We start from the raw sequence: 21194 nt of genomic DNA on the forward strand, positions 1-21194 counted from the left end.
TCCATCACCACACCCCCGCCGGAACTTCGGGCGGACCTGCCGGGGAGGCGGATACCGATGCCTGCGCGTCCCGGACGGTCGGGCTCTGCCGGACGATCGTGCTGTCGCACAGCCCGGCAATTGCTGCGGCCGCGGCTTCGGCGCCGTTCGCGGCCCGCAGCGCCTCCGTCAGCGGCCGGCCGTTCTCGCGCATCGCCGCACGCCGGTCGGGATCGAGCATGAGGCGCAGCGCGGCCTCGAGCCGGAACGGTTCCGTGCTGCGGACCAGAAGCCCCGCGCCCGCCTCGGCGGCGAAGCGCGCGCGCAGGATCTGCCGGTCCTGCTCGGCATGTTCGTTGGGGGTCCAGATCGTCGGCAACCCCCGTTCCAGATGCTCCACGAAGCTGTTGTAGCCCGCCGCGGCGATGGCGAAGTCGAAGGCGTCGAGCGAGCGGGCGAAGGGATAGCCGGCAAGGCTTGCCACGCCCCCTGGCAGGTCGAGCCGGTCCCGGGAGATCATCCATGTCGCGAGGCAGACGCCGATGCCCGGTCGATGCACCAGCAGGTCCAGCGCGCGGCGCACGATGCCGCCCATGTCGAAGTTGTTCCCCGACCCCGCGGCGATCAGGACGTTCACATCCGCCGGATCGAGGCCGAGATCCGCGCAGGCCGCCGACCTCTCCGCGATTTCCGCGGGGTCGAGCAGGCGAACCGGCGCCACGTCCCGAACCTCGGCGCGGCGGTCGGCGGTCGGGCCGTCGTCGAGCGCAGCGGCCGGGTCGCCGGGTTCGAGGATCAGGTCGAAGGCGCGGCCGCGCTCCAGCGCGTCCATGTCGCGGTTCGGGCCCCAGAGACCGCGGCGGATCCAGATCCGCGCGATCCCGGGTCGCCGGTCCAACGCGTCCAGCAGGCCCACGAAGGGCACGTTGCCGTCGAAGACCAGCGCCGAGGGGCGCCAAAAGGCAAGGATCGACTCCAGCGCCTCGCAAAGATGGGCGTTCCAGTGCGCCCGGTTCTGCCCAGAGGCCGCGTGATAGGGCAGATGCTCGGCCGGAAACCCCAAGGAGCGCGCCACGTCGACCGCCTGCGAATGGCTGAGGAACACCGGCCGAAGACGCTCGGGCAGCCGGCGGGCGATGGCCAGTTGCCGCGTGAGGTGTCCCATGCCGACGCCGTTGGTGGAATGGAAGAGCACGCGGCTTGGCGGTGTCGCATGGACGGCGGGGGCGAAGCTGTCCCGCCGCGGCGGTCCGATCATGCCCTGCACCCGGGCCACGAAGGTCCCGGATGCGAAGGGGCCGGCCAGCAGGTCGCGGCCGGCCTCGGCCAGCTCGGCCTGCAGCCCACGGTCCGCGTCGAGGTCCAGCGCCCGGCGGGGCAGGTCGTGCAGGCGGCCGTAGAGCGCGGCGGCGCCAAAGACGGGGCGGTATTCCGGCGGAAGGCAGGGCACCACGCCGGCCCGAAGCGCCAGCAGGGCCTCGACCGGGCAGGGATCGTCGGCGGCCTCGTCGGGATTGGCCAGCAGGTCCACCTGCGCGAGGAGCCCCGCCATGTCGACCCGGTCCTCGGGCCAGACCTCCAGCGGGGCGGGCCGGGGCCAGTCGGGGATCGAGCTGCCGCGCAGGCGCCAGAGCAGCAGCCGGGGCGGCGTCTCGGGCAGGCCGGTGTCGAGCAGCGTCGGCCGCGCGGCCGAGATCCGGGCGCTGCCGATCGCGGGCCGGCTGCGGCCCGCGGCACGGGGATGAACGGGAAGGTCTGGGGCGACGGAGGGCCAGTCCTCTTCCGTCAGTTGCCAGTCCGGGGCCGCATGGACCAGCGCCTCGCGCGCGATGGCCGTTGTCGGTGCCCAGAGCGGCGTGCCGCCGAGGACCACGGCCGCCGCCGCCTCCATCCGGTCGAGGCTGAGGCGGGGACCGACCAGCGCGGCCGGACGCTCCACCGTCACGAGGCGATGGCGCGAGCGGATCCGGCCCTCCGCCATGGGGCGCGCCGCGAACAGCCGCGCGTCGAAGGCCAGCGCAAGCGTGCAGTCCACATTTGCCCGTGCAGACAGCCGCACGGCATGGCCGGACTCGAACAGCGCGGCATGGCCGGGGTCGAGGCGCCACGGCTCGGCCCGGATCGCCTCGGGTGCCACCGGCAGCACGCCGATCCGGTAGCCGGCCCGCGCCAGCGCGGCGATGGCCGCGGCATGTGCGGGGGCCGCGACGTCCCCCACCCGGACATCGGCCAGAACGCAGAGATCCAGCCGGACCGCCGCCACGTCACGCCGGCCGGCAGGTCAGGCCGGAGCGCGAGGTGCCGCTGCCGCCCGGCTCGAATGTGATGATCTCGACCTCTCCCGTCCGGCGGGAGCCGGGCGGCTGCGTCAGGATGCTGACCGCATAGACGCCCCTGCGCCCCGACGCGGCGAGCGTGCCGTCCGCCCCGGGCGTGAGCTGCAGGTAGGCGTCGAGCTCGATGCGCTGGCTGGTGCCGTCCGCCAGCTGGCGCCGGGCGGGAAGCGCCGCGTATCCCCCGGCGCCGGATCGGCAGAGCACGGCGGGCGTGACCGGTCCGCTGTAGCGCAGCACCTGCGTCTGTCCGGCGCTGGCGAAGGGGACGAACCCCAGCGCCTTCAGCCGCGCCACCTCGTCCGCGGCCGGAACCGGAGCCTCGCGCATGTCGGCGCAGGAGACGAGGACGAGCAGCGTGGCCACCAGCGGAAGGAGGGGGCGGGGCATGGCGGTCTCCTATTGCATGGCCGAGAGTTCGGCCAGGGTGTCGAGGGTGACGCTGGCGCGGGGCGGCAGGCCGCGGCGGGTGAAGGCGGCGTCAAGGGCCGATCGCGTTGCCGGCCCCATCCGGCCGTCCGGCGGACCCACGTCCGCCCCGAGCCGGTTCAGCAGCAGTTGCGCCGCCCGCACGTGGTCCTCCTGCGGATGCGGTGCTGCGGCGCGCCGGGCGGCCTCGGCCAGAGTCGGATCCTCGGCCGCCCGGGCCAGCGCCGTCGCATACCAGACCAGCGCCTCGGCCGCGTCGCGCGGCACGCCCGTGCCCGCCTCGTGCAGCCGGCCGAGGTCGAGGGCCGCCCGCGGCACGCCGCCCTCGGCCGCAACCCGGAACCAGCGGGCCGCCGCCGCGAAATCCGGCGCGGCCCCGTCGTCGGACGCATAGGCGCGCCCGGCATCGCGGGCGGCCCAAGGGCTGGTCGCCGCATCCGCCGCGTAGAGATCCCGCGCCCGGGCAAGGTCCTTCGGTACGCCGCGGCCGCTTTCATAAAGCCGGCCAAGCTCGCGCGCGGCGCCCGGCACCTTCTCGGCCCTCGCCCGTTCCAGCAGGGCGGCGGCGCGGGCGGGATCGTCGTGCAGCGGGTGGCCTGCGGCCATCAGGCGGCCAAGGCGGAAGTAGCCCTCGCCGTCGCCTTCCCGCGCGGCGCGGGTGTAGAGGCGCGCGGCGGCCTCGATGTCCTGCGCCGTGCCCTGGCCTTCCTCATACATCAGGCCCAGCCGGGTCAGCGCATTCGGCACGCCGCGCCCGGCCGCGGTCTCGAACCAGAAGCGGGCCTCGTCATAGTCGCGCGGGATGCCGTCGCCGGTCTGATACATCCGGGCAAGGCGGGTCTGCGCGGTCAGCTCGCCGCTTTTCGCGGCGGCCGTGTACCAGCGCACCGCCTCGGCCGGGTCGCGGGGGATGCCGAGACCCTTCTGGTGGAACTCGGCGATGTTGGCCATCGCCCAGTCGTTGCCGCGCGCCGCGCCCTGCCGGTAGTAGTCGAGCGCGCGGGCATGATCCTGCGGCACGCCGACCCCTGCGCGCCAGATCCAGGCCAGCGCGGTGAAGGCCGCGGTCTCGCCCTTGGCCGCCGCCTCCTCGAACAGCGCCCTGGCGCGGGCCGGGTCGCGCGGCACCGCCTGCGCGTCGAGATACATCTGCCCGAGGTAGACCATCGCCGAGACATGGCCCGCGTCCACCGCCTTTTGCTGCCAGTGCAGCGCCTCGTCGTAACGACCGGCGGCGCGGTAGCTGCGGGCAAGCTGTGCCCAGAAGCGGACGATCTCGGGGTGCTTCTCCACCGCGATCTCGCAGACCGCGATGGCCGCGTCGAAGTTGCGGTCGAGGATGAACTGCCGCGTGCCTGCGGTGACCCGCTGGCTGTCGTAGGGGTTCCCGGCGAGCATGTCGCAGGCATCGACATAGACCTCGACCTCGGCCGCGAGCGGCTCGGTCGTGCCGCCGTCCAGCAGCGTCTCGGCGCGGAAGCCGTCCGTTCCGCCGTTCGAGCCGACCGCCGGGAGGTAGTCGAACCGCTCGCCCTCGGCCATCCATCGCACCGATCCCGCCGAAAGCCCGGTGCCGCCCGCGCTGAGTTCGCCGAGCCTCGGCGCCTCGCCCACATGCACCCACGCCCCCTGCCGCGGCGCAACCTCGAGCGGTGCGCTTCCCGTCCCGATCGGCAGGGCGGGAACGGGACGATCAAGGCTCGCCGCAATCTCCTCGCGGGCCGAGGCGGGCGCGAGGACAAGGCCGCGCGTCGCGGGCAGCGAGGTGTCCGAGACGACGATCGCCTCCGGGTCGCCGCCAAGCTCGCGGATGCGGGCGCGGGCGTCGTCGACGAAGGCGCCGTCGGGCATGGTGCGGACATAGGCGGTGAAGGCGTCGAGCCGGTTCGCCTCGCGGATCGCGCGCCAGAAGGTGCGGTCCACCACGCGCCGGGGCGGCAGCCCGCCCAGCGTGTCGGAGTCGGTCGTCATGCCGGTCGTGGTCTGCCGCAGGTCGCCTTGCGGTGGGCGGAAGTAGAAGCGGCTTTCCAGCGTGCTCGTCGTCCAGGCGATCTGCTCGCCGGCGGTCGCCTCGCGCACCATGCCGCGCACCCGGCGGAAGAGGTCCACGATCTCGAGCCCCGGCTCATCGATGTTGCGGGCAAGGGCGTCGGTATAGGGGCTGTGCCGGCCCGAGCCGTCGAAGGCCACCGCCCCCGGCGCCGTCGCGAAGCTGATCAGCGCCTCGGCCCCGCCCGCGGTCATCTCGGCCAGCCCGCCGCTGCTGGCCTGCGACAGGTCGGCAAGCCCGCGGGAGACCTGCTCGCGCGTGCCGCCGATCGAGATCGCACGCGTCTCGATAACCCGGCTCGCCTCGGCGGTGATCGATGTGAAGGGGTTGTTCCGGCAGGCGTCGAGCAGCACGAGGTTGAGCCGCGCGCCCGATTGCGCCATCACGTCCACGAAGATCTGCGCATCGACGGACTGCAGCTTCAGCTCCTCGACCGAGGAGGGCGCGACGGAGACGGGAAGCAGGTAGTTGCGCCCGCCGATCTGCACGCCGTGGCCGGCGTAGTAGAACAGCGCCTCGCTGCCGGGGCGCAGGCGGCTGCGGAAGGTGGCGAGATCGGCGAGCATGGTCTCGCGGTCGGCGTCGATGGTCTCGATCACCTCGAAGCCGGCCTGCCAGAGCTTCTCGGCGATCAGTTCCGCGTCGCGCGCCGGGTTGGGAAGGGCGGGCACGCTGGAATAGGCCGAGTTGCCGATCACCATCGCCACGCGCGGCGCGGTGCCCGACAGCAGCGGCGCCTCCTGCGCGAAGGCCGGCACGCCTGCGAACAGCGCCAGCAGGATCGCCCGTCCCGCCATGCACCGGTGAAGGGCGCGGGACATGATCCTTGTCCTAGTAGAGCGCGGCCGAGGCAGCGCCCGCCGGGCGGCCCGGCGGCACTCCGGGTCCGCGCGCCGTGCGTCCGTAGCCGGCAATGATCTGCTCGCGCGAAAGGCCGGGATTCTCGCGCAGCAGCCGGAACTCGACCAGCGCAAGGAAGGCGGCCTTGGCCAGAGGCCCGGTGGGGTACTGGCGAAGATAGTTGCGTGCGGCGGTTTCGCTGGCGAAGGCGCGGGTATCCTGCGTCTGGGCCTCGGCCCCGCCAAAAGTCGCGCCCATGACGCCGACGAACGTCAGAACCCGGCCCAGCATCCACTTGGCCATGATCAATTCCTTCGAGAAACGCGGGTTGCGGAAAGCCGCCTAAACCTCAAGTAGAAGCCAGAAGCCGATTCCGGTCAAGAAAGATGAATCGGGTTTTTACCTATTGCGGGATTGCAGAATTTTGTCGCTGGATCTCCCCGAGTCGTGGGAGGCTTCCGGCATGTTCCGGTATCCGCCTGACCGTCCCTGTCCGCTGACTTGGTTCCCCGACTACAGCGGGACGAACCCGTATCAGAGCCTGCTTTACGGCGCGCTTGGCCCGACCTTCGATCCGCAGCCGGGCACCATCGAGGATGCGCTGGCCCGGCCCGCGCGCGGGCTCTTCCATCTGCACTGGGAGCATGCGGTCTTCGCCACGCCGGGCGGCTCGGCCGAGGCGTTCCTGGATGCCCTTCTGGCCTTCCGCGCGCGGGGAGGCCGGATCGTCTGGACGCTGCACAACCTCGAGCCGCGGAACGAGGCGCTGGCCCCCGCGATCGCGGACCTGCGCTCCGGTCTGGTCGAACTGGCGGATGCGATCCATCTTCACTCGCTGCCCGCGCTGGCCGCCGCGCGCCGGGTGCTGGCCCTGCCGCCCGGGAAGGTGCGCATCATCCCCCATGCGTCCTATGATGGTGCCTATCCGGTCCTGCACCGCGACCCGGCGCGCGAGGCGCTGGGGCTGGCGGAGGCGCGGATGGTGCTGCTGCTGCCGGGGCGGCTCGCGGCCTACAAGCAGCCCGGGGCGCTGGCGGCGGCCTTCCGCAGCGTCGCCGGCCCGCGGGACCGGCTGCTGCTGGCGGGCGAGGCCGTGCCGGGCGCGGTGCCTGCGGACCCGGGCGACGGGCGCATCCTTGTCCTTCCGGGCTTCGCGCCGCCCGAGGTCGTCTCGCGCTGCCATGCCGCCGCGGATCTGGTGGCGCTGCCCTATGACCGGTCGCTGACCTCGGGCTCGGCCGTGCTGGCGGCGACGCTGGGGCGCGGGGTGGTCGGCCCCGACCTGCCGGGGTTGCGGGACGTGGTGGAGCCGCCGCGCACCGGCCTTCTCTACGATCCGGCCGAGGAGGGGGGGCTGGCGCGCTCGATAGCCACCGCGCTGGGGGAGGGGGCGGAGGTCTGGGCACGGCGCGGTGAAGCGGCACGCGCCCTTGCCGCGGCGCGCGACCTGCGGTTCGTTGCGGCGGCATGGCGCGACCTGTTCGGTTCGCTGCTTGCCACGGCGGGGCCGCCGCGGGTCGGGGCCGCGCCATGACCTCCGGCCGCCCGATCCCCGATGCGCGCAGGCCGGTTGCCGACGAGGATGCATGGCCCTTCAACCTCGACAGCCCGGTGATTGCCGGCGCGCTTCGGCCCGGCCGGCCGCTTGCCCTGATGCTGGTCGACCTGACCGGGCTCGACTGGCCCGAGGTCGAGCCGCTGCTGCCGGTGGCGCGCGAGGTCGCGCAGGAACAGGGGATGGTCCCCGTCCTTGTCGTGGACATGCTGCGCTTCGGCGGGCTTCGCACGGCGGGCTTCGCCTATGACGTGCTGCCCAACGCCGCGGCCAACGCGCCCTTCGCGCCGGACGACGACTGGGCGAGCTACCTCGCGCACCGCCGAACGCTGCTCGTGGCGAAGTGGCAGCCGGCGGCCATCGTCCACCTTGGCCGCCACGCGGAGTGGCCGTCATGATCGACCTCGCCGCCTCGGACGTGGTTTTCCTCAGTTTCGACGAGCCGAATGCCGAGGCGCATTTCGCGGCCCTCTCCGCGGCGCTGCCCCGCGCGCTGCGCGTCCATGGCGTGCAGGGCTTCGACGCCGCCCATCGCCGCGCGGGCGAGATCGCCGCCTCGCCGCATGTGGTCACCGTGGATGCCGACAACCTGCTGACCGAGCCCGCCTTCCTCGACGGGCGCTTCGACGTCGCGCCGCGGGATCGTGGCTCGGTCTTTTCGTTCAGCGCCCGCAATGCGCTGAACGCGCTGGAATACGGCAACGGCGGCGTGAAGATCTGGCCGCGCGAGACGCTGCGGACGCTGCGCACCCACGAACACGCGCGGCGACCCGAGGCCTCGGTCGATTTCTGCTGGGTGGTGTCCTATTATCAGGTCAACCGCGTGCTCTCGGAGGTCCATGTCACCGCGACGCCGTTCCAGGCGTTCCGGGCCGGCTTCCGCGAGGGGGTGAAGTTCAATCTTGCCGGAGGCGTGCTGGCCCATGACGCCTTCCCCGACCTGCCGCGCGCCGAGGCACTGCTGCGCCACATCGGGGCGGGCAACCACGAACGGCTCCGGGTCTGGTGCTCGGTCGGGGCGGATGTGGAAAATGGCGACTGGGCGATGTTCGGCGCGCGCCTCGGCTGCACGATGACCGCGCTCGAGGGGTTCGACCATCGCCGGATCGCCGATTACGACTGGTTCCGGCGGTTCTGGGCCGACGAGATCCTGCCGCGCTGGGGGGTGGGTGATGAAAGGCGGGCAACCTTTCTGGCTCTGGGCCAGCGGTTGCGCGCGGACCTCGGGCTTGAGATCGCCGACCTCGACGCCGAGGCCTCGCGTTTCTTCAAGTCGGCCTATCGCGGCCGGCGAGCGCCGGGACCGATGGCCGTGGCCTGAGTCTCAGCTGAGCGCCTGGAACTCCACCCGCCGGTTCTCGCCGCTGCGCGGGTTCGCGCTGTCGGACAGGAACCGCTCGCCCATGCCCACCGCGCGCAGCCGGGCGGGGGCGATGCCGCAATCGGTGACGAGGTAGCGTTGCACCTCCTCGGCCCGCAGGCGCGAGAGGTTCTCGTTGTAGGCATCCGTGCCGGCCGCATCGGTGTGGCCGACGATCTGGAACAGCCCGATGTCGCTGGATGTCATCACCCGGCAGAGCTGCGCGAGAAGCGGCTTCTGGTCCGGGCCGAGCGTGGCCGAGTCGAAGTCGAACCGGATGCGCACATTCACCTGAAGCTCGGGATCGAACAGGCCGAAGGTGCCAGGGACTGCCGCAACCTGCGTGGCCTCTTCCGTGGTCGGGGGAGGTGCGGCCGGTTGCTGCGCGCCGGTCAGGATCCGGTCCGGCGCCGTGGGTTCGGCCAGACCCGGCCGCTGGCCAGTCACCGGCAACCCGTCCTCTGCACCGGGCAGCGCGGGCGCGACGGTAGCAAGGTCGGGCACGGCAAGCGCGGCAGGCGCCGCCCCCGGTGCCGCAGGCGGTGCGCCGGCGCCGTCCAGCGTCACGAGCTTCAGCCCGCGCGTGGCGCCCTGGCCGCCCTCGGCCGCCGCGCGGAACGTGTCCCTCTGGCGCTGGAACAGCGCGAGCAGATCCTGGTCCGACAGCGTCTGCGCCGGGACCGCGGGCGCCGAGAGCGTGCAGCAGAGAAGGGCGGGAAGGATCGGCAGGCGCATCGGGAAACCCCGCAAAAAGGGCATCATGAAAAGAATGATTCAGGTTATCATGTTTGCGCATTCGTTTCACCCTTTTGGACAGGCGCCATGTTCGAGCCGGAAGCGCCGCCGCCGGCCCGCATGGTCCGCGGGGGAGCCGCCTCATGACCGGGCCGATCACCGCCGTTCCCTTGCCCCTGCCGCGCGTGACGGGAAGCGGGCTGACCCATCGGGGCCGCCGCCGCGAGCGCAACGAGGATGCGATCCTGACCGACCCGACCGGCCGCGTCTGGGCAGTGGCGGACGGCATGGGCGGCTATGGTCACGGCGACGTGGCCGCCGATATCGTCATCGACCATCTGGAGACGCTTCCGGACGGGGCGCTGGTGCCGGCCGCGCTGGCGGCGCGGATCGAGGCCGCCCATTCCGGCATCCTCGCCCATGCGCGGCGGCGCGGCATCCTGCGCATGGGCGCGACAGTCGTGGCGCTGGCGGTGGAGCGCGGGACGGCTCACGTCGCCTGGGTCGGCGACAGCCGGGCCTATCTGCTGCGCGAGGGCCGTCTGCGGCCGCTGACCCGCGACCACAGCGTGGTTCAGGCGCTGATCGACAGCGGCGCGCTGTCGGTGGCGCAGGTCGGCAGCCATCCCGACGCCCATGTCGTGACCCGTGCAGTGGGGGTCGGCGACGCGGTCGAGGTGGATACCGTCTCGACCCGGCTTGTCGCGGGCGACCGGCTGCTCCTCTGCTCGGACGGGTTGACCTGCTGCGTCGATGAACCCGCGATCAAGGACCATTTGCGCGCGGCCCCCTCCCCGGACGATGCCTGCCTTGCGCTGGTGCGCGCCGCGCTCGACGCGGGGGCGCCGGACAATGTCTCGGTCATCGTCGTCGAGATCGGCGGGGCGTGAACGATGGACCCGCGCAGCCTCGTCGCCCCGATCATCGTCGCGATAGGTGTCATTCTGGCGGCGATGGCCTTCGCGGTGGTGACGACGCTGCTCGATACGGCGGACGGCGGCACCGAATTGCGCCTGAGCCGGCTGGAACGGCAACTGGCCGAGGCCGTTCAGGCGCGCGAGGATCTGGCCGGCGATCTGGCGACGCTGCGCGCCGACCTCGGGCGGCTGCGGGACGAGGCGAGCCTGCTTGCGAATCGCGCTCCGGTTACCGCGCCTGCCGTCACCCCGGTCGCGCTGCCCCTGGACGAGGATTTCGAGAACGCGCCGACCGAGGCCCTGACCGAGGAGATGAAGCTGGCCCGTACCCGCTTCAACAAGGGCATCACCCAGCCGCGCAACCGCGTGATGCTGGAACTGCTCGGGTCGCCCCGCGCGAGCTATGGCACCGATTGCCAGCCGGTGACGAACCCCGCGCTGAAGGGCCTGATCGAGCAGCGGCAGGTCGGGCCGATCACCGTCAGCATGATCCGCCCGGCGCTCGACAGCCTCGCCCGCGTGCTCGACCGGCTGAAGGAGACCGATCCGGATATCCACGCCAAGGTCGGCACCGCCGGCGCGCTCTGCGCGCGCTTCATCCGCGGCTCCACGACCTCGATCTCGAACCATTCGTGGGGCACGGCGATCGACCTGACGCTGGAAGGTGTGCTCGATCCCTTCGCCAATGGCGGCACGCAGGCAGGCCTGCTGTTCCTGGCCGAGTATTTCAACGAGGAGGGCTGGTTCTGGGGCGCGACCTACGGGCGCGAGGATTCGATGCATTTCGAGGTCGGCGAGGAGACGCTCCGCCGCTGGCGTGCGGAAGGGAGGATCTGAGCCGTGCCGGGCGATCTGTGGCGCAGCGATGCCGATGCCGACGCGCTGGAGCGGGCCGCCGCCCCGGTGCTGGCCTTCGCGGCGGCCCTCGACCGGGCGCGGGGCGAGCGGGCGCCGGCCCTGGCGGAACGAGCGGGGCAGATGCTCGGCCGGTTCGCCGCCGAGGCGGCGCGGCTCGGGGCGCGGGCCGCGGCCGTGCCGCCCGCGCGCCTTGCGCTCGCGCTGCTGGTGGACCAGCGGGCGCGCGAGAACCGCCGGCTCGACATCGGCGAGTGGTCGGCGGCGGCGCAGCGTCACCTGTTCGACGGCCGGGCCGTCTCGGTCCAGACGGTGCAGGACTTCGCCCGGCGCGCCGCCGAGGCGGGCCCCGAGTTCGACGCTGCGCGGCGGTTTCTCGAGCGCCGGCTGTCGGAACTGGAGAGTGGCCGGACGGCGGTTCGTCCTCCCGCCACCGCCAGCTGGACGGGGATGATCGTCGTTCTCATCGCGGCCTTCGGCCTCGCCGTCGGGGGCTGGGCGCTGCACGTGGAGCGGACCTTCCATCGCCAGCTCTGGCAAGCCTTCGAGCGTCAGGCGGCGGCGCTGGCCGCTCAGCCGCTCGGCCGCAGGCTGGACGGGCTGGCCGAGGCGGCCGCGGCCGTTGCGGTGCAGGCGGATCGCGCCCCGCTGCATCTGGGGGCGGCCCTCCTCGGCTTCGACGCCGCGCAGCGGGCAGAGGCCGCCTATCGCCGCGCCGTTCAAAAGGATCTGCCGCCGGCCCTCGCCCGGGCCATCGACACGGCCATCGCCTCGGAAGCCGGGCCGGCCGAATCCTACGACACGGTGCGCGCCTGGGCCATGCTCAGCGGGGCAGCCGGGTTTTCGCCGGCGTGGCTGGCCGGCTGGGCCGAGCGGCGCGCCGGAGCGGACGTCTCGCTGGCCGGTCTGGCGCGCCATGCGATCGTGCTTCTGCCGCCCGCGGACGACCTGCCCGCGCCGGATCCCGAGCTTCTGGCGCAGGCGCGGGGCTTCGCCGCCACCGCACCCGAGGACGAGCGGGCCTGGCTTGAACTCGAACGGTCCGAGGGCGCGGCGGCCTTGCCTCCCTGGCGGGCGGATCGGGCGGTGCCGGGGCTGGCCGCGGTGGTGCTCCGGCGGTCGGGCACCCCGCTTGCCGCACCGATGCCCGGGCTTTTCACTCCGGCTGGCTGGAACCATGCGCGGGACCGCGGGGCGGGCCTTGCGGTGCAGCGGGCGCGGGACGAGGCGGCGCGCCTTTTCGGCCCGGACCTGCCCCGGCAGAACGACGCCGCCGACCGCGTGCTTGACCTTCTGCAGCGCGAGACGCTGGCCCGCTGGTCCGATTTCCTTGCCGATCTGCGCGTCGTGCCGTTCCGCAATCCCGAGACCGCAGTTCTCGTCTCGGGCACGCTTGCGCGCCCCGGGTCGCCCCTGACGCTGCTGCTGCGCGAGGTCTGGCGCCAGGCGGGCGGCGAGGACAGGACGCGGCCGCATCCCCTGCAGCTACAGATCGCCGCCACCTTCGGGCCGATGCAGCGCTATGTCGAGCAGGGCGGGATGGCACAGATCGGCGCGCTCTTCGCCGGGCTGAATGTGGCGCTCGGCAGTCTCGACCGCGACTCCGACACCGGCCTGCAGCGCCTGATGCGCGCCGAGGAGCGCGCGCGCTCGATCACCACGCTGCGGCAGGCGCCGCCCGTGGTGACCGGCATCGTCGAGGATCTTCTGGCGCAGGCCGGCGCCGCGCAGGGCAGCGAGCTGACCAACCCGCTTACACGCGGCTGGCAGGCCGAGGCGCTGCCCGCCTGCCGCGCGGCGGTCGAGGGCCGCTATCCGTTCGCGGCGGAAGGCGCGGACGCGGATACGGGCGCGGTGGCCGCCTTCTTCGGGCCGGGCGGCGCGCTGGAGCGGTTCCTCGGCCGGGCTGCGCCATCGCTCGACCGGACGGCGAGCCCCTGGCGCTGGAAGACCGAGGCGCGATTCAGCGGCCTTTCGCCCGAGACCGCGGCCTTTCTGGAGCGGGCGGCGGCGCTGGCCGGCGCCCTTCCGGCGGAGGCGCCCTTTACCCTGACGGCTCTGGCCGAGAAGGGCTCGGCCACCTTCGCGCTGGGTGGGCAGGGCGGGCCGGTCACGACGGCCAGCGACAGCCTTCGGTTGCGCTGGCCGGGGCCGGAACCCGCCCGCGGCGCCGGGATCGCCCTTCGCGCGGCAGAGGGCGAGGCGCGACTGGCAGAGGCCGGGCCCTGGGGCCTGCTGCGCCTGCTGGAGCCCTATCGCCTGCGCGAGCGCGACGGCGGGCGGCGCTTTCTCATCGACCTGCGCGCGGGCGGTGCGCGGGTGTTCCTCGAGGCGGCCTTTGACAGCTCCGCGAACCCGCTCGCCGCGCGACGACTGGCGCGCGGCCTTTCCTGCCCGCAAGTGTTGTGACCGGCGCCCGGCGCGCCCAAGGGAGAACGGCGATGACCGACGGACGCGAAATCTCGGTGTCGATCCCGGCCGCGGCCGAGCCGGTGCATTTCTCGGCGCTCGACGGCGAGGACGCGATCGGCCGCCCGTTCCGCTACAGCCTGCTGATCGCGAGCAGGTCGCTCGACCTGAAGGCCGGCGACATCCTCGGAACAGGGGTTGCGGTGACCGTCGCCGGCGAGACCCCGCGCCACTTCCACGGGCTTGTCACCGGCTTTGCGCTGGACGAGATCCGCGACGACCATGCCCATTACCGCCTGACGGTGGAGCCGGTGCTGGCGCTCCTTGGCCTGCGTCGCGACAACCGGATCTTTCAGGGCCGCAGCGTCCTCGAGATCGTCGAGGAGGTGTTTCGCCCGCTCCCGGGCCTGAAATGGGAAAAGCGGCTGCAAGCCAGCTACCCGCCGCGTGACTATTGCGTGCAGTATGGCGAAAGCGACCTCGACTTCATCCAGCGCCTGCTGGAGCATGAGGGGATCGGCTATTTCTTTGAACACGACGAGGACGCGCACCGCCTCGTGCTGTTCGACGCCAATGCCGCGCTGAAGCCTGCGCCGGGCGCCGATACGCTCCCCTACGAGCCCGACAGCCGGATCAGCTTCCGCGAGGGCGATTTCATCACCGGCTGGCTGCCGCGGACCGTGATCCGCGAGGGCTGCTTCACGCAGTCGGACTATGACTTCCTCAAGCCCTCCTCGGACCTGATGGCGCGTTCGGAGTCCGCGATGGACCACGCCGAAAGCCGCAGCGAAAGCTACCGCTATCCCGGCGACTATACCGAGCTTGCGCGTGGCGACCGGCTGGCGGCGATCCGGCTCGAGGAGCTGCAGGCCGCCCATGTCCGCATCGAAGGCAAGGGGACGGCACGGCCGCTCTGGCCCGGCCGCACCTTCCGGCTGGAGCTTTTCCCGCGCGAGGCCGAGAACGACGCCTATCTGGTGACTGCCTGCCGCTACCGGATGTGGGACGACCAGTATCGCTCGGGCCAGTCGCGCGCCGATGCGGGCTATGAGGTCGAGTTCACCGCAGCGCCCCTTTCCCTGCCGTTCCGGCCCGAGCGGCGCACGCCGCGTCCGCTGATGAAGGGGCCGCAGACGGCGAAGGTGGTGGGGCCGGCGGGTGCCGAGATCTTCACCGACGAGCACGCCCGCGTGAAGGTGCATTTCTTCTGGGACCGGCTCGACGGGCAGGACGAGAACTCGTCCTGCTTCGTGCGCGTCAGCCAGACATGGGCCGGGGCGGGCTGGGGCTTCATCCAGATCCCGCGCATCGGGCAGGAGGTAATCGTCGACTTCATCGAGGGCGACCCCGACCGGCCGATCATCACCGGCCGCGTCTACAACGCCGAGCAGATGCCGCCCTACGGTCTGCCCGGCAGCGCCACGCAATCGGGCTGGAAGTCGAATTCCTCGCCCGGCGGCGGCGGCTGGAACGAACTGCGCTTCGAGGACAAGGCCGGCTCGGAGGAGGTTTATTTCCAGGCCCAGAAGGACCACAACGAGCTGATCAAGAACAACGAGGGCCGCACCATCGGCAACGACTTCGCCGAGGACGTGGGTCACGACGCGACGCAGTCGGTGGGCAATGACCGGACGGAAAGCGTGGGGAACGACAAGGCCACGAGTGTCGGCCGCAACCGGACGGTCTCCATCGGGGTGGACGACACCGAGACGGTCGGCTCGAACCGCTCGCTGTCGGTCGGGTCGAACGAGACGATCTCGATCGGCAGGAACTCATCGGAGACCATCGGGATGAACCACACCCAGACCGTGGCGCTTGTCCAGACGGTGACCGTGGGCGCCGCGCGCGTGGATTCGGTCGGCGCGGCCGAGACGCGCACCGTGGGCGCGGTGCAGTCCAACACCATTGGCGCCAGCCGCAGCGTCTCGGTCGGGGCGGGGCAGACCCATTCCATCGGCGCAAGCGACGGCTGGACGATCGCGGCTGCGCAGACGGTCTCGATCGGCACCGACCAGTCCGTGTCGATCGGGGCGAAGCAGACGATCAGCACCGGCGCCGACCAGACGACCAGCGTGGGCGGCGGGCGCAGCCTGAGCGTCGCCAAGGACGACATGCAGAAGGCCGATGGCGCGATGGGCATCAGCGTCGGCAAGACCTATGTGCTCGACGTGAAGGACGAGGTGACGATCAAGTGCGGCTCGGCGCAGGTCACGCTGAAGAAGGACGGGACCATCGTGCTGAAGGGCAAGGACATCACGCTGGACGCCTCGGGCAAGATCAACCTGAAGGCCGGCGGCGAGATCACTGCGAAAGGCTCGAAGGTCAACATGAACTGACGCGATGCCGAGGGGGCTGCGTGGTCATCCGGACCCGAGAAGGCGATCCAGCGCCGCCTCCGGCGCGGCCGGGTCGCAGACGAGGGCGGGCGAGCCGGCGATCCAGAGCTGCAGGGCGGGGCTCTCGGGCGCTGGGGTCATGTCGGGCAGCGGCAGGTCCTCCAGTGCGCGGGCGAGATCGTCCGGTGCAAGCGCGGAGGTCACGATTGCCGCCGCCGCCGCGCACCAGGGATCGAGGGCGGGGGCTGAGGGCATCCTTTCGCCGACCAGCGCCAGCGTCAGGGGGAAGCGGCGGCCGACGCGATCCTGCGAGGGCAGGATCACCCCTCCTGCCATGCGCCCGCCCGAGCTGAGGCGGAAGCGCAGCCCGCCCTGCGGTGCCCCGTTGCCAAGGCGCTGCGCAAGGTGGCGCGTGACCCATGCGTCCCAGGCACGACAGAAGGGCGCGGGCAGGCCGCGGGCCACGAAATCCCCGGCTGCGGGCAGCTTGCCGAAGAAGCCCACCCGCGTCACAGGCCCTGCGGGCAGCGGAAGCCGCCGAAGAGCTTGAGGTCCAGCGGGTTCTCGACCGAACTGGCGCGCAGGTCGAAGCTGGCGGAATAGGCGCCGGCCGCGAGCCGCAGGCGGAACAGTTCCGGCTGGGCCGTGGGCGAAAGCTGGCCCTTGCCGATCATGCGGAGCCAGGCCCAGGCACCGGATTCCGAGGTCACCGCCTCGGCCGACCCATCGACTGGCGTGAAGGAGAGCGTGATGAGGTTCGTGCCGTTCCGGCCCGGCCAGGTCATGCCGACCGGAGGCACCGCCGCGTTCATGTAGGTGATCTGCTGGCCGTCCACGTTCAGCGTCACGCGGCCGGCATTGGGCGACAGATCCTTCGCCTCCAGCAGGAAGCCGATGACCGGACCCAGCCCACCGGCGAACAGGCCGTCCCGCATCTGCCGGGCCTTCTCGAAGGGCGCGAGCGCGGCCGGGTCGATGCCGAAATCCGCGCGCCAGGTCCAGGGCCGCCGCGTCGTGTCGATGTAGGGGCCGAGCGCCTCGGTCGTATAGCCGTCGAACAGCCCGCCCGGCCCGAACAGGCGCTGGAAGTCGGCGGTGTTCACGTCGATGGCGCTGCCGGTCTCGAACGGGTAGCGGCCGGCCGTGGCGGCGCTGCAGAAGGGCAGCACATCGGCCCGGTAGCGCGCTTCGAGCTGGGCGATCACCGCCTCGCGCGTGACACTCGCGGTCTCGCCCGCGAGCGCCGTCAGCCAGTCGTCGATCGGGTCCGGCAGGCGCTGCGCCACGGTGGCAAGCCCGCCGGTAAGTTGCGGCAGGCCCCCCTGTTCGGTCAGCGCGGCCTGCGGATTGGGGCTGGCCGCCGCGGTCTGGAGCGCGTTGGCAAGCGCCCCGAGTGCCAGTTCCGCATCGGCGATCAGCGGCGGCTGGCCGTCCACCTCTGTCACCACGGCCTTCAGCGGCGCGAAATGCTGGCCCACGGCAGTGCCCGGGGGCTCTGCATCGGGCGCGGGCGTGGGCAGAAGGCGGCTCCCCTTCTTCACCAGCTTGCCGACCTTGCCGAGCCTCTTGGTTGCGGCGGCAACCAGCCCCTCCGGCGCGGCGCCAGCCTCGTCCGGCACTCGCGCGAGATCGGTCTCGGCCACGGCCGCGCGCAGGAGGCGCTTCAGCGCGCTGTCGGGGCTCGCCAGATCCTTCATCGCGGCGCTTGCGGTCGCGAAATCCTTCAGCGGCACGAGGCGCAGGTCGCGCAGGAGCCCGTCCCAATGCGCGATGAAGTCGTCGGAGTAGAGCTTCAGGATGTCGGCCTCGAGCGTCGTCACCGAAGCGTCGCCGCTGCCGCCGCAGCCGCCTGCGAAGAGCGCCCGGTCAAGCGTCGCCTGCGCGGCGATCTCGGGCAGAAGCGGCAGGATGGTCTCGTGGAAGCCCCCATGGGTGAAGGCGCCCGGCAGCCCGACGCGCAGCGTCTTGCCCGAGATGCGGGTGAAGATCCGGGCCGCGTTGGGCCCGGCCTCGTCGCCCGGGATCCATTCGGGAAGCGCCGTGACCGTGGGATCCTGCAGCAGCGCGCCATAGGCTCGGGTGGCAAGCGGGATCGTGCAGATGCTTTGCAGCGCCACCGCGACCAGCGCCTCGTCCGGCGCCGTCGCCCCGTCGTCAAGGCCCGCGCGGTCGAGGGCCGCCAACTGGTGCGCCCGGGCGGCCTCGGTCGGGAAGGGGTCAAGCACCGCCTTCTGCGGAAGCTGCTCCTGCCACCACATCGAAAGATAGTCGCGGTCGTAGGGCGCAAGCCCCGTCACCATGTAATAGGCCTTGAGCGCGCCAAGAAGGAACTCGGGGTTGCGCGCCTCGCGCCACATGGTGGCTTCCAGCAGCGCAACCATCCGCGGCTCCAGCACGTTCGAGAGCGTCCGGTCGTAGAGGATCTGCTGGGCGCGGGTGAGTTCCGCCTCGGCCGATGGTCCGAGAAGCGTGAGCGGACTGGTCGCCACCTCGGTGCGCGCCGATGCCGCCGCCGTGGCCGCATCGAGCGCCAGCGGCAGGTCGAGCGGCTCGGTCGGCGCCTGCCGTGCCGCCACGTTGGCGAGCCTGCCCGACAGGTCCGAGATCAGCCGGGCCTGATCCTCGATGGCGCCCGACCAGCGCAGGAACGAGAAGAGGAACGCGAGCCCTGCCAGAGACGTCGCCAGCGCCGCGCCTGCGACGGTGCCGCGCCAGAGCCAACGCCGCCGCTCCTCGGCCGCACGGTCGAAGCGGCCAAGGCCGGCCTCGCGGAACACGAGATCGGCCAGCAGCCCGTTCAGGAAATAGGACCGTGGCTCGCCATGGCTGCGGCGCTCGGACGGCGGAGAGGTGATGCCGAAGGCCTCCGACATCTCGCCCAGCATCCGGTCGATGGGCGAGCCTTCCTGCGTGGCCGAGGTGAAGTAGAAACCGCGCAGCCATGGGCTGTCCTCGTAGCGGCTTTCGCCGAAGACCGTCTCGATCAGCGTGCGGAGCGGCGCCTCGGCCGCGGCAAGTTGCGCGGGGAAGCGGAAGATCTCGGCCCGGCGCGCGAGGGTGGCCTCGTCCACCAGCCGCGCGCTGACGCGGGCCTCGGCGGCCTGCCAGAGCGCCCGCGCCTCGCGCTCGACCGTGACGCTGTCGATCCGCTGGTCGGGAGCGAAGGTCGCGCCCCAGACCTGCTCGCGCCCGCGCGAGGTGAGGTCGGCGAAGAATGCCTCGAACCCCGGGATCAGGTCGGCCTTGGTGATCATCAGATAGACCGGCAGGCGGATCTGCAGCCGCTCCTTCAGCTCGGTCAGGCGCTTGCGGATCTCGCGCCCCTGCGCACGCAGCTCGGCGGGAGGGCCGAGCAACTCGCGAGTGGAAAGCGCAACGATCACCCCGTTCAGCGCCCGCCGCCCGCGGTGGCGCTTCAGGAGGTCGAGGAAGCCCAGCCATTCGGCGGCATCCGTCTCGGGATCGCTCTGCTGTTCGACGTAGCGGCCGGCGGTGTCGATCAGCACCGCCTGTTCGGTGAAGAACCAGTCGCAGTTGCGCGTGCCGCCCACGCCCTTCAGGTCGTCGCCGAGATCGATGGGAAAGTGCAGTCCCGACTGGCGCAACGCGGTGGTCTTGCCGGTGCCGGGCGGACCAATGATGACATACCACGGCATCTCGCGCAGGAAGCGCCGCTTGCCGAGCCGCGAGCGCTGCATCTCGTCCAGCACGCCGCGGAACTTGGTGGCCACCTCGGCGATGGCGGCCTCGCCCGGCTTTGCCGCGACCGGCGCCGTCTCGGCCAGTTCGGTCACGAAAAGCTGGTTCTTCCGGGCCGCCCGCAGCTGCGAAAGGAGGAGCGAGAACAGCCAGAGGACGACGATGGCGCCGATCGTGAGGCCCCGGGCGAGCGGCGTCTCGAGCGGCACGGCCTCGCCGACCGAGACGAGCGGGCCAAAGAGCCAGATCAGGGCCGACAGCAGGACGAGGCCGAGGAAGGTCCAGAGCGTTCGCGAGAACAGGAACCAGAAAAGCTTTTTCAGTATCCGCATGGCTCACAGCCTCTTCTCGATGCGGATCTCGACGCGCCGGTTCTGTGCCCGGCCCTCGCGCGTGGCGTTGTCGGCGGCAGGCTCGGTATCCGCGCGACCCTCGGCCGAGACCAGCGCCTCGGGCACGCCCGCCGCCACCAGCATCCGCGCGATGGTCGTGGCGCGCGCCTCGGAAAGCCCTTGGTTCGAAGCGAAGGGGTTGGAGCGCTGGACGGGCACGCTGTCGGTGTGGCCGATGACCCGTATGGCCGAGATGACCTCGCGGTTCTCGACCAGTGTCGCGGCGATGGCGGCCACCAGCGGGAGATAGGCGGCATTCACCTCGGCGCGTGCCGAGCGGAAGACTTCGGGATCCGGGCCGCGCAGGATCAGGCGGGTGCGCGCGGCATCCTCGTCTCCCTGCAAGGCCGAGGCTACGGCGGCCGGGGCGCGGGCGCGGAATGCGGGAAGAAGCTCGATCATCACCGGATCGACACTCACCTCCGGCGGCGCCGCCACCGTCTCCCGCAGGGGGCGGTAGATCGAGGCGCGCTCGGGCGGCGGGACCAGGCCAGCAAGATCGAAAAGCTTTTCCGCTCGGGCGGAGAGCTGCATCGACAGCGCCATATAGATCGCCACGGCCAGACCGAGAGCCGCCAGCCCGACCGTCCAGACCGGCACGACGAAGCGCGGCGGCTGGTCGGGGGCCGCCACCCCCTGCCAATGCGGCGACAGAGGCGCGGCCTCGGCCTCGGGGTCGCGCAGCAGTCGGGCGATCCCGCTGCGGAGGTCGAGAAGTGCGGCGCCTCCTCCCCCGGGCGCGCCGCGATGCTTGCCGCGGAAGCCGAGGGCGAGGCAGACATGCGCCAGTTCCAGAAGCTCGGGATCAAGGCTCGGGTGCCGCATCAACTCCTCGATCCGCTGGAAGAAGCGGGTGCCAGCGTCCACCTCGCCCGAGAGCTGGGTGACGAGGGGCTGGCGCGGCCAGCCGCTTGCCCCGCCCCAGGGCGTGTTGAGCGCAAGATCGTCCACCAGCGCGGCGACGAACCAGGCGGCGCGGTCGGCGCGCGCCAGCGGAACACCCATCGAGACCGCCCGGTCCCGCGCCGCGGTCAGCGTGTCGAGCAGCCGCACCCGCAGCGCCTCGGGCTCCTGCGGCGGGGCGGTGGCTTCCAGTTCCGGCGCGATTTCCAGCAGCGGCGCGAAGCTCGCGATCAGCGGGTTCGGATGGCTGCGGGCGCGCGGGCGGAAGGCGGGGGTGCGGGCCTCGGGACCGGCATCATGTCCGGCCGCCGCCGCCCGGCGCTGGCGTTCGGCCGGCGGGGGACGGATCCGGGTCCGGCCGGCATCGGTGGAAAGACCGAAGGGATCGTCCTTGCCGGTCAT

The 21194-nt window shown here is 72.1% G+C and carries 15 protein-coding genes; 7 read left to right on the forward strand and 8 right to left on the reverse strand.

The features are described from left to right. Nucleotides 1-4: 4 nt before the first annotated feature. The 4 genes from CK951_RS19300 to CK951_RS19315 are packed head-to-tail and all read right to left on the reverse strand — an operon-like array spanning nucleotide 5 to nucleotide 5934. Nucleotides 5-2242 (reverse strand): glycosyltransferase, encoded by a 2238-nt coding sequence (locus CK951_RS19300; protein WP_096787828.1) that lies wholly within the window; start codon nucleotides 2240-2242, stop codon nucleotides 5-7. A 1-nt stretch (nucleotide 2243) separates the two neighbouring features. Continuing rightward, nucleotides 2244-2702 (reverse strand): pyruvate/2-oxoglutarate dehydrogenase complex, encoded by a 459-nt coding sequence (locus CK951_RS19305; RefSeq protein WP_096787829.1) that lies wholly within the window; start codon nucleotides 2700-2702, stop codon nucleotides 2244-2246. Nucleotides 2703-2711: 9 nt separating this feature from the next. Beyond that, entirely contained in the window at nucleotides 2712-5612 is a 2901-nt protein-coding gene (locus CK951_RS19310) for a caspase family protein (RefSeq protein ID WP_232520751.1), read from the reverse strand. A gap of 10 nt (nucleotides 5613-5622) precedes the next feature. Next, complete coding sequence (locus CK951_RS19315; RefSeq protein WP_232520752.1) at nucleotides 5623-5934, reverse strand: hypothetical protein; 312 nt, start codon at nucleotides 5932-5934, stop codon at nucleotides 5623-5625. A 160-nt stretch (nucleotides 5935-6094) separates the two neighbouring features. Here CK951_RS19315 and CK951_RS19320 point away from each other — a divergent pair, with 160 nt between their 5' ends. The 3 genes from CK951_RS19320 to CK951_RS19330 are packed head-to-tail and all read left to right on the forward strand — an operon-like array spanning nucleotide 6095 to nucleotide 8507. Then, nucleotides 6095-7165, forward strand: coding sequence for a glycosyltransferase (locus CK951_RS19320; protein ID WP_096787831.1), 1071 nt, complete (start codon nucleotides 6095-6097; stop codon nucleotides 7163-7165). Further along, entirely contained in the window at nucleotides 7162-7584 is a 423-nt protein-coding gene (locus CK951_RS19325) for a hypothetical protein (protein ID WP_096787832.1), read from the forward strand. Before CK951_RS19320 ends, CK951_RS19325 begins: the two co-directional genes overlap by 4 nt. Beyond that, entirely contained in the window at nucleotides 7581-8507 is a 927-nt protein-coding gene (locus CK951_RS19330) for a hypothetical protein (protein ID WP_096787833.1), read from the forward strand. Before CK951_RS19325 ends, CK951_RS19330 begins: the two co-directional genes overlap by 4 nt. A gap of 3 nt (nucleotides 8508-8510) precedes the next feature. Here CK951_RS19330 and CK951_RS19335 read toward each other — a convergent pair whose 3' ends face one another. Then, entirely contained in the window at nucleotides 8511-9281 is a 771-nt protein-coding gene (locus CK951_RS19335; RefSeq protein ID WP_096787969.1) for an OmpA family protein, read from the reverse strand. Nucleotides 9282-9424: 143 nt separating this feature from the next. Here CK951_RS19335 and CK951_RS19340 point away from each other — a divergent pair, with 143 nt between their 5' ends. Genes CK951_RS19340 through CK951_RS19355 form a run of 4 tightly spaced genes read left to right on the forward strand, consistent with a single transcriptional unit; the run spans nucleotide 9425 to nucleotide 15798 of the window. Then, entirely contained in the window at nucleotides 9425-10171 is a 747-nt protein-coding gene (locus tag CK951_RS19340) for a PP2C family serine/threonine-protein phosphatase (protein ID WP_096787834.1), read from the forward strand. A 3-nt stretch (nucleotides 10172-10174) separates the two neighbouring features. Next, nucleotides 10175-11035, forward strand: a complete 861-nt coding sequence (locus tag CK951_RS19345; RefSeq protein ID WP_096787835.1) for a M15 family metallopeptidase — start codon at nucleotides 10175-10177, stop codon at nucleotides 11033-11035. A 3-nt stretch (nucleotides 11036-11038) separates the two neighbouring features. Beyond that, the gene (locus CK951_RS19350; protein ID WP_096787836.1) at nucleotides 11039-13462 is read left to right on the forward strand and encodes an ImcF-related family protein; all 2424 of its coding nucleotides are present in this window, start codon (nucleotides 11039-11041) and stop codon (nucleotides 13460-13462) included. 32 nt (nucleotides 13463-13494) lie between these two features. Further along, nucleotides 13495-15798, forward strand: a complete 2304-nt coding sequence (locus CK951_RS19355) for a type VI secretion system Vgr family protein (RefSeq protein WP_096787837.1) — start codon at nucleotides 13495-13497, stop codon at nucleotides 15796-15798. 24 nt (nucleotides 15799-15822) lie between these two features. Here CK951_RS19355 and tagF read toward each other — a convergent pair whose 3' ends face one another. From tagF to icmH, 3 genes are read right to left on the reverse strand one after another with little or no spacing between them, the layout of a single operon-like run. Beyond that, nucleotides 15823-16311, reverse strand: a complete 489-nt coding sequence (gene tagF / locus CK951_RS19360; protein WP_096787838.1) for a type VI secretion system-associated protein TagF — start codon at nucleotides 16309-16311, stop codon at nucleotides 15823-15825. Next, nucleotides 16308-19829: a type VI secretion system membrane subunit TssM gene (gene tssM / locus CK951_RS19365; RefSeq protein ID WP_096787839.1), complete on the reverse strand. Its 3522-nt coding sequence runs from the start codon at nucleotides 19827-19829 to the stop codon at nucleotides 16308-16310. The genes tagF and tssM overlap by 4 nt, the downstream gene beginning before the upstream one ends. Before the next feature lie 3 nt (nucleotides 19830-19832). Beyond that, complete coding sequence (gene icmH, locus CK951_RS19370) at nucleotides 19833-21194, reverse strand: type IVB secretion system protein IcmH/DotU (protein WP_096787840.1); 1362 nt, start codon at nucleotides 21192-21194, stop codon at nucleotides 19833-19835.

Origin of the sequence: Rhodobacter sp. CZR27 (assembly GCF_002407205.1) — a bacterium.
In the GTDB taxonomy this organism is placed as follows: domain Bacteria; phylum Pseudomonadota; class Alphaproteobacteria; order Rhodobacterales; family Rhodobacteraceae; genus Cereibacter_A.

Bases quoted from the DNA above. Each gene is read 5' to 3' on its own strand.
- CK951_RS19310 (WP_232520751.1), bottom strand. From the start codon at position 5,612: ATGTCCCGCGCCCTTCACCGGTGCATGGCGGGACGGGCGATCCTGCTG.
- icmH (WP_096787840.1), bottom strand. From the start codon at position 21,194: ATGACCGGCAAGGACGATCCCTTCGGTCTTTCCACCGATGCCGGCCGG.
- tssM (WP_096787839.1), bottom strand. From the start codon at position 19,829: ATGCGGATACTGAAAAAGCTTTTCTGGTTCCTGTTCTCGCGAACGCTC.
- CK951_RS19340 (WP_096787834.1), top strand. From the start codon at position 9,425: ATGACCGGGCCGATCACCGCCGTTCCCTTGCCCCTGCCGCGCGTGACG.
- CK951_RS19330 (WP_096787833.1), top strand. From the start codon at position 7,581: ATGATCGACCTCGCCGCCTCGGACGTGGTTTTCCTCAGTTTCGACGAG.
- CK951_RS19325 (WP_096787832.1), top strand. From the start codon at position 7,162: ATGACCTCCGGCCGCCCGATCCCCGATGCGCGCAGGCCGGTTGCCGAC.
- CK951_RS19335 (WP_096787969.1), bottom strand. From the start codon at position 9,281: ATGCGCCTGCCGATCCTTCCCGCCCTTCTCTGCTGCACGCTCTCGGCG.
- CK951_RS19315 (WP_232520752.1), bottom strand. From the start codon at position 5,934: ATGGCCAAGTGGATGCTGGGCCGGGTTCTGACGTTCGTCGGCGTCATG.
- CK951_RS19305 (WP_096787829.1), bottom strand. From the start codon at position 2,702: ATGCCCCGCCCCCTCCTTCCGCTGGTGGCCACGCTGCTCGTCCTCGTC.
- CK951_RS19355 (WP_096787837.1), top strand. From the start codon at position 13,495: ATGACCGACGGACGCGAAATCTCGGTGTCGATCCCGGCCGCGGCCGAG.
- CK951_RS19345 (WP_096787835.1), top strand. From the start codon at position 10,175: ATGGACCCGCGCAGCCTCGTCGCCCCGATCATCGTCGCGATAGGTGTC.
- CK951_RS19320 (WP_096787831.1), top strand. From the start codon at position 6,095: ATGTTCCGGTATCCGCCTGACCGTCCCTGTCCGCTGACTTGGTTCCCC.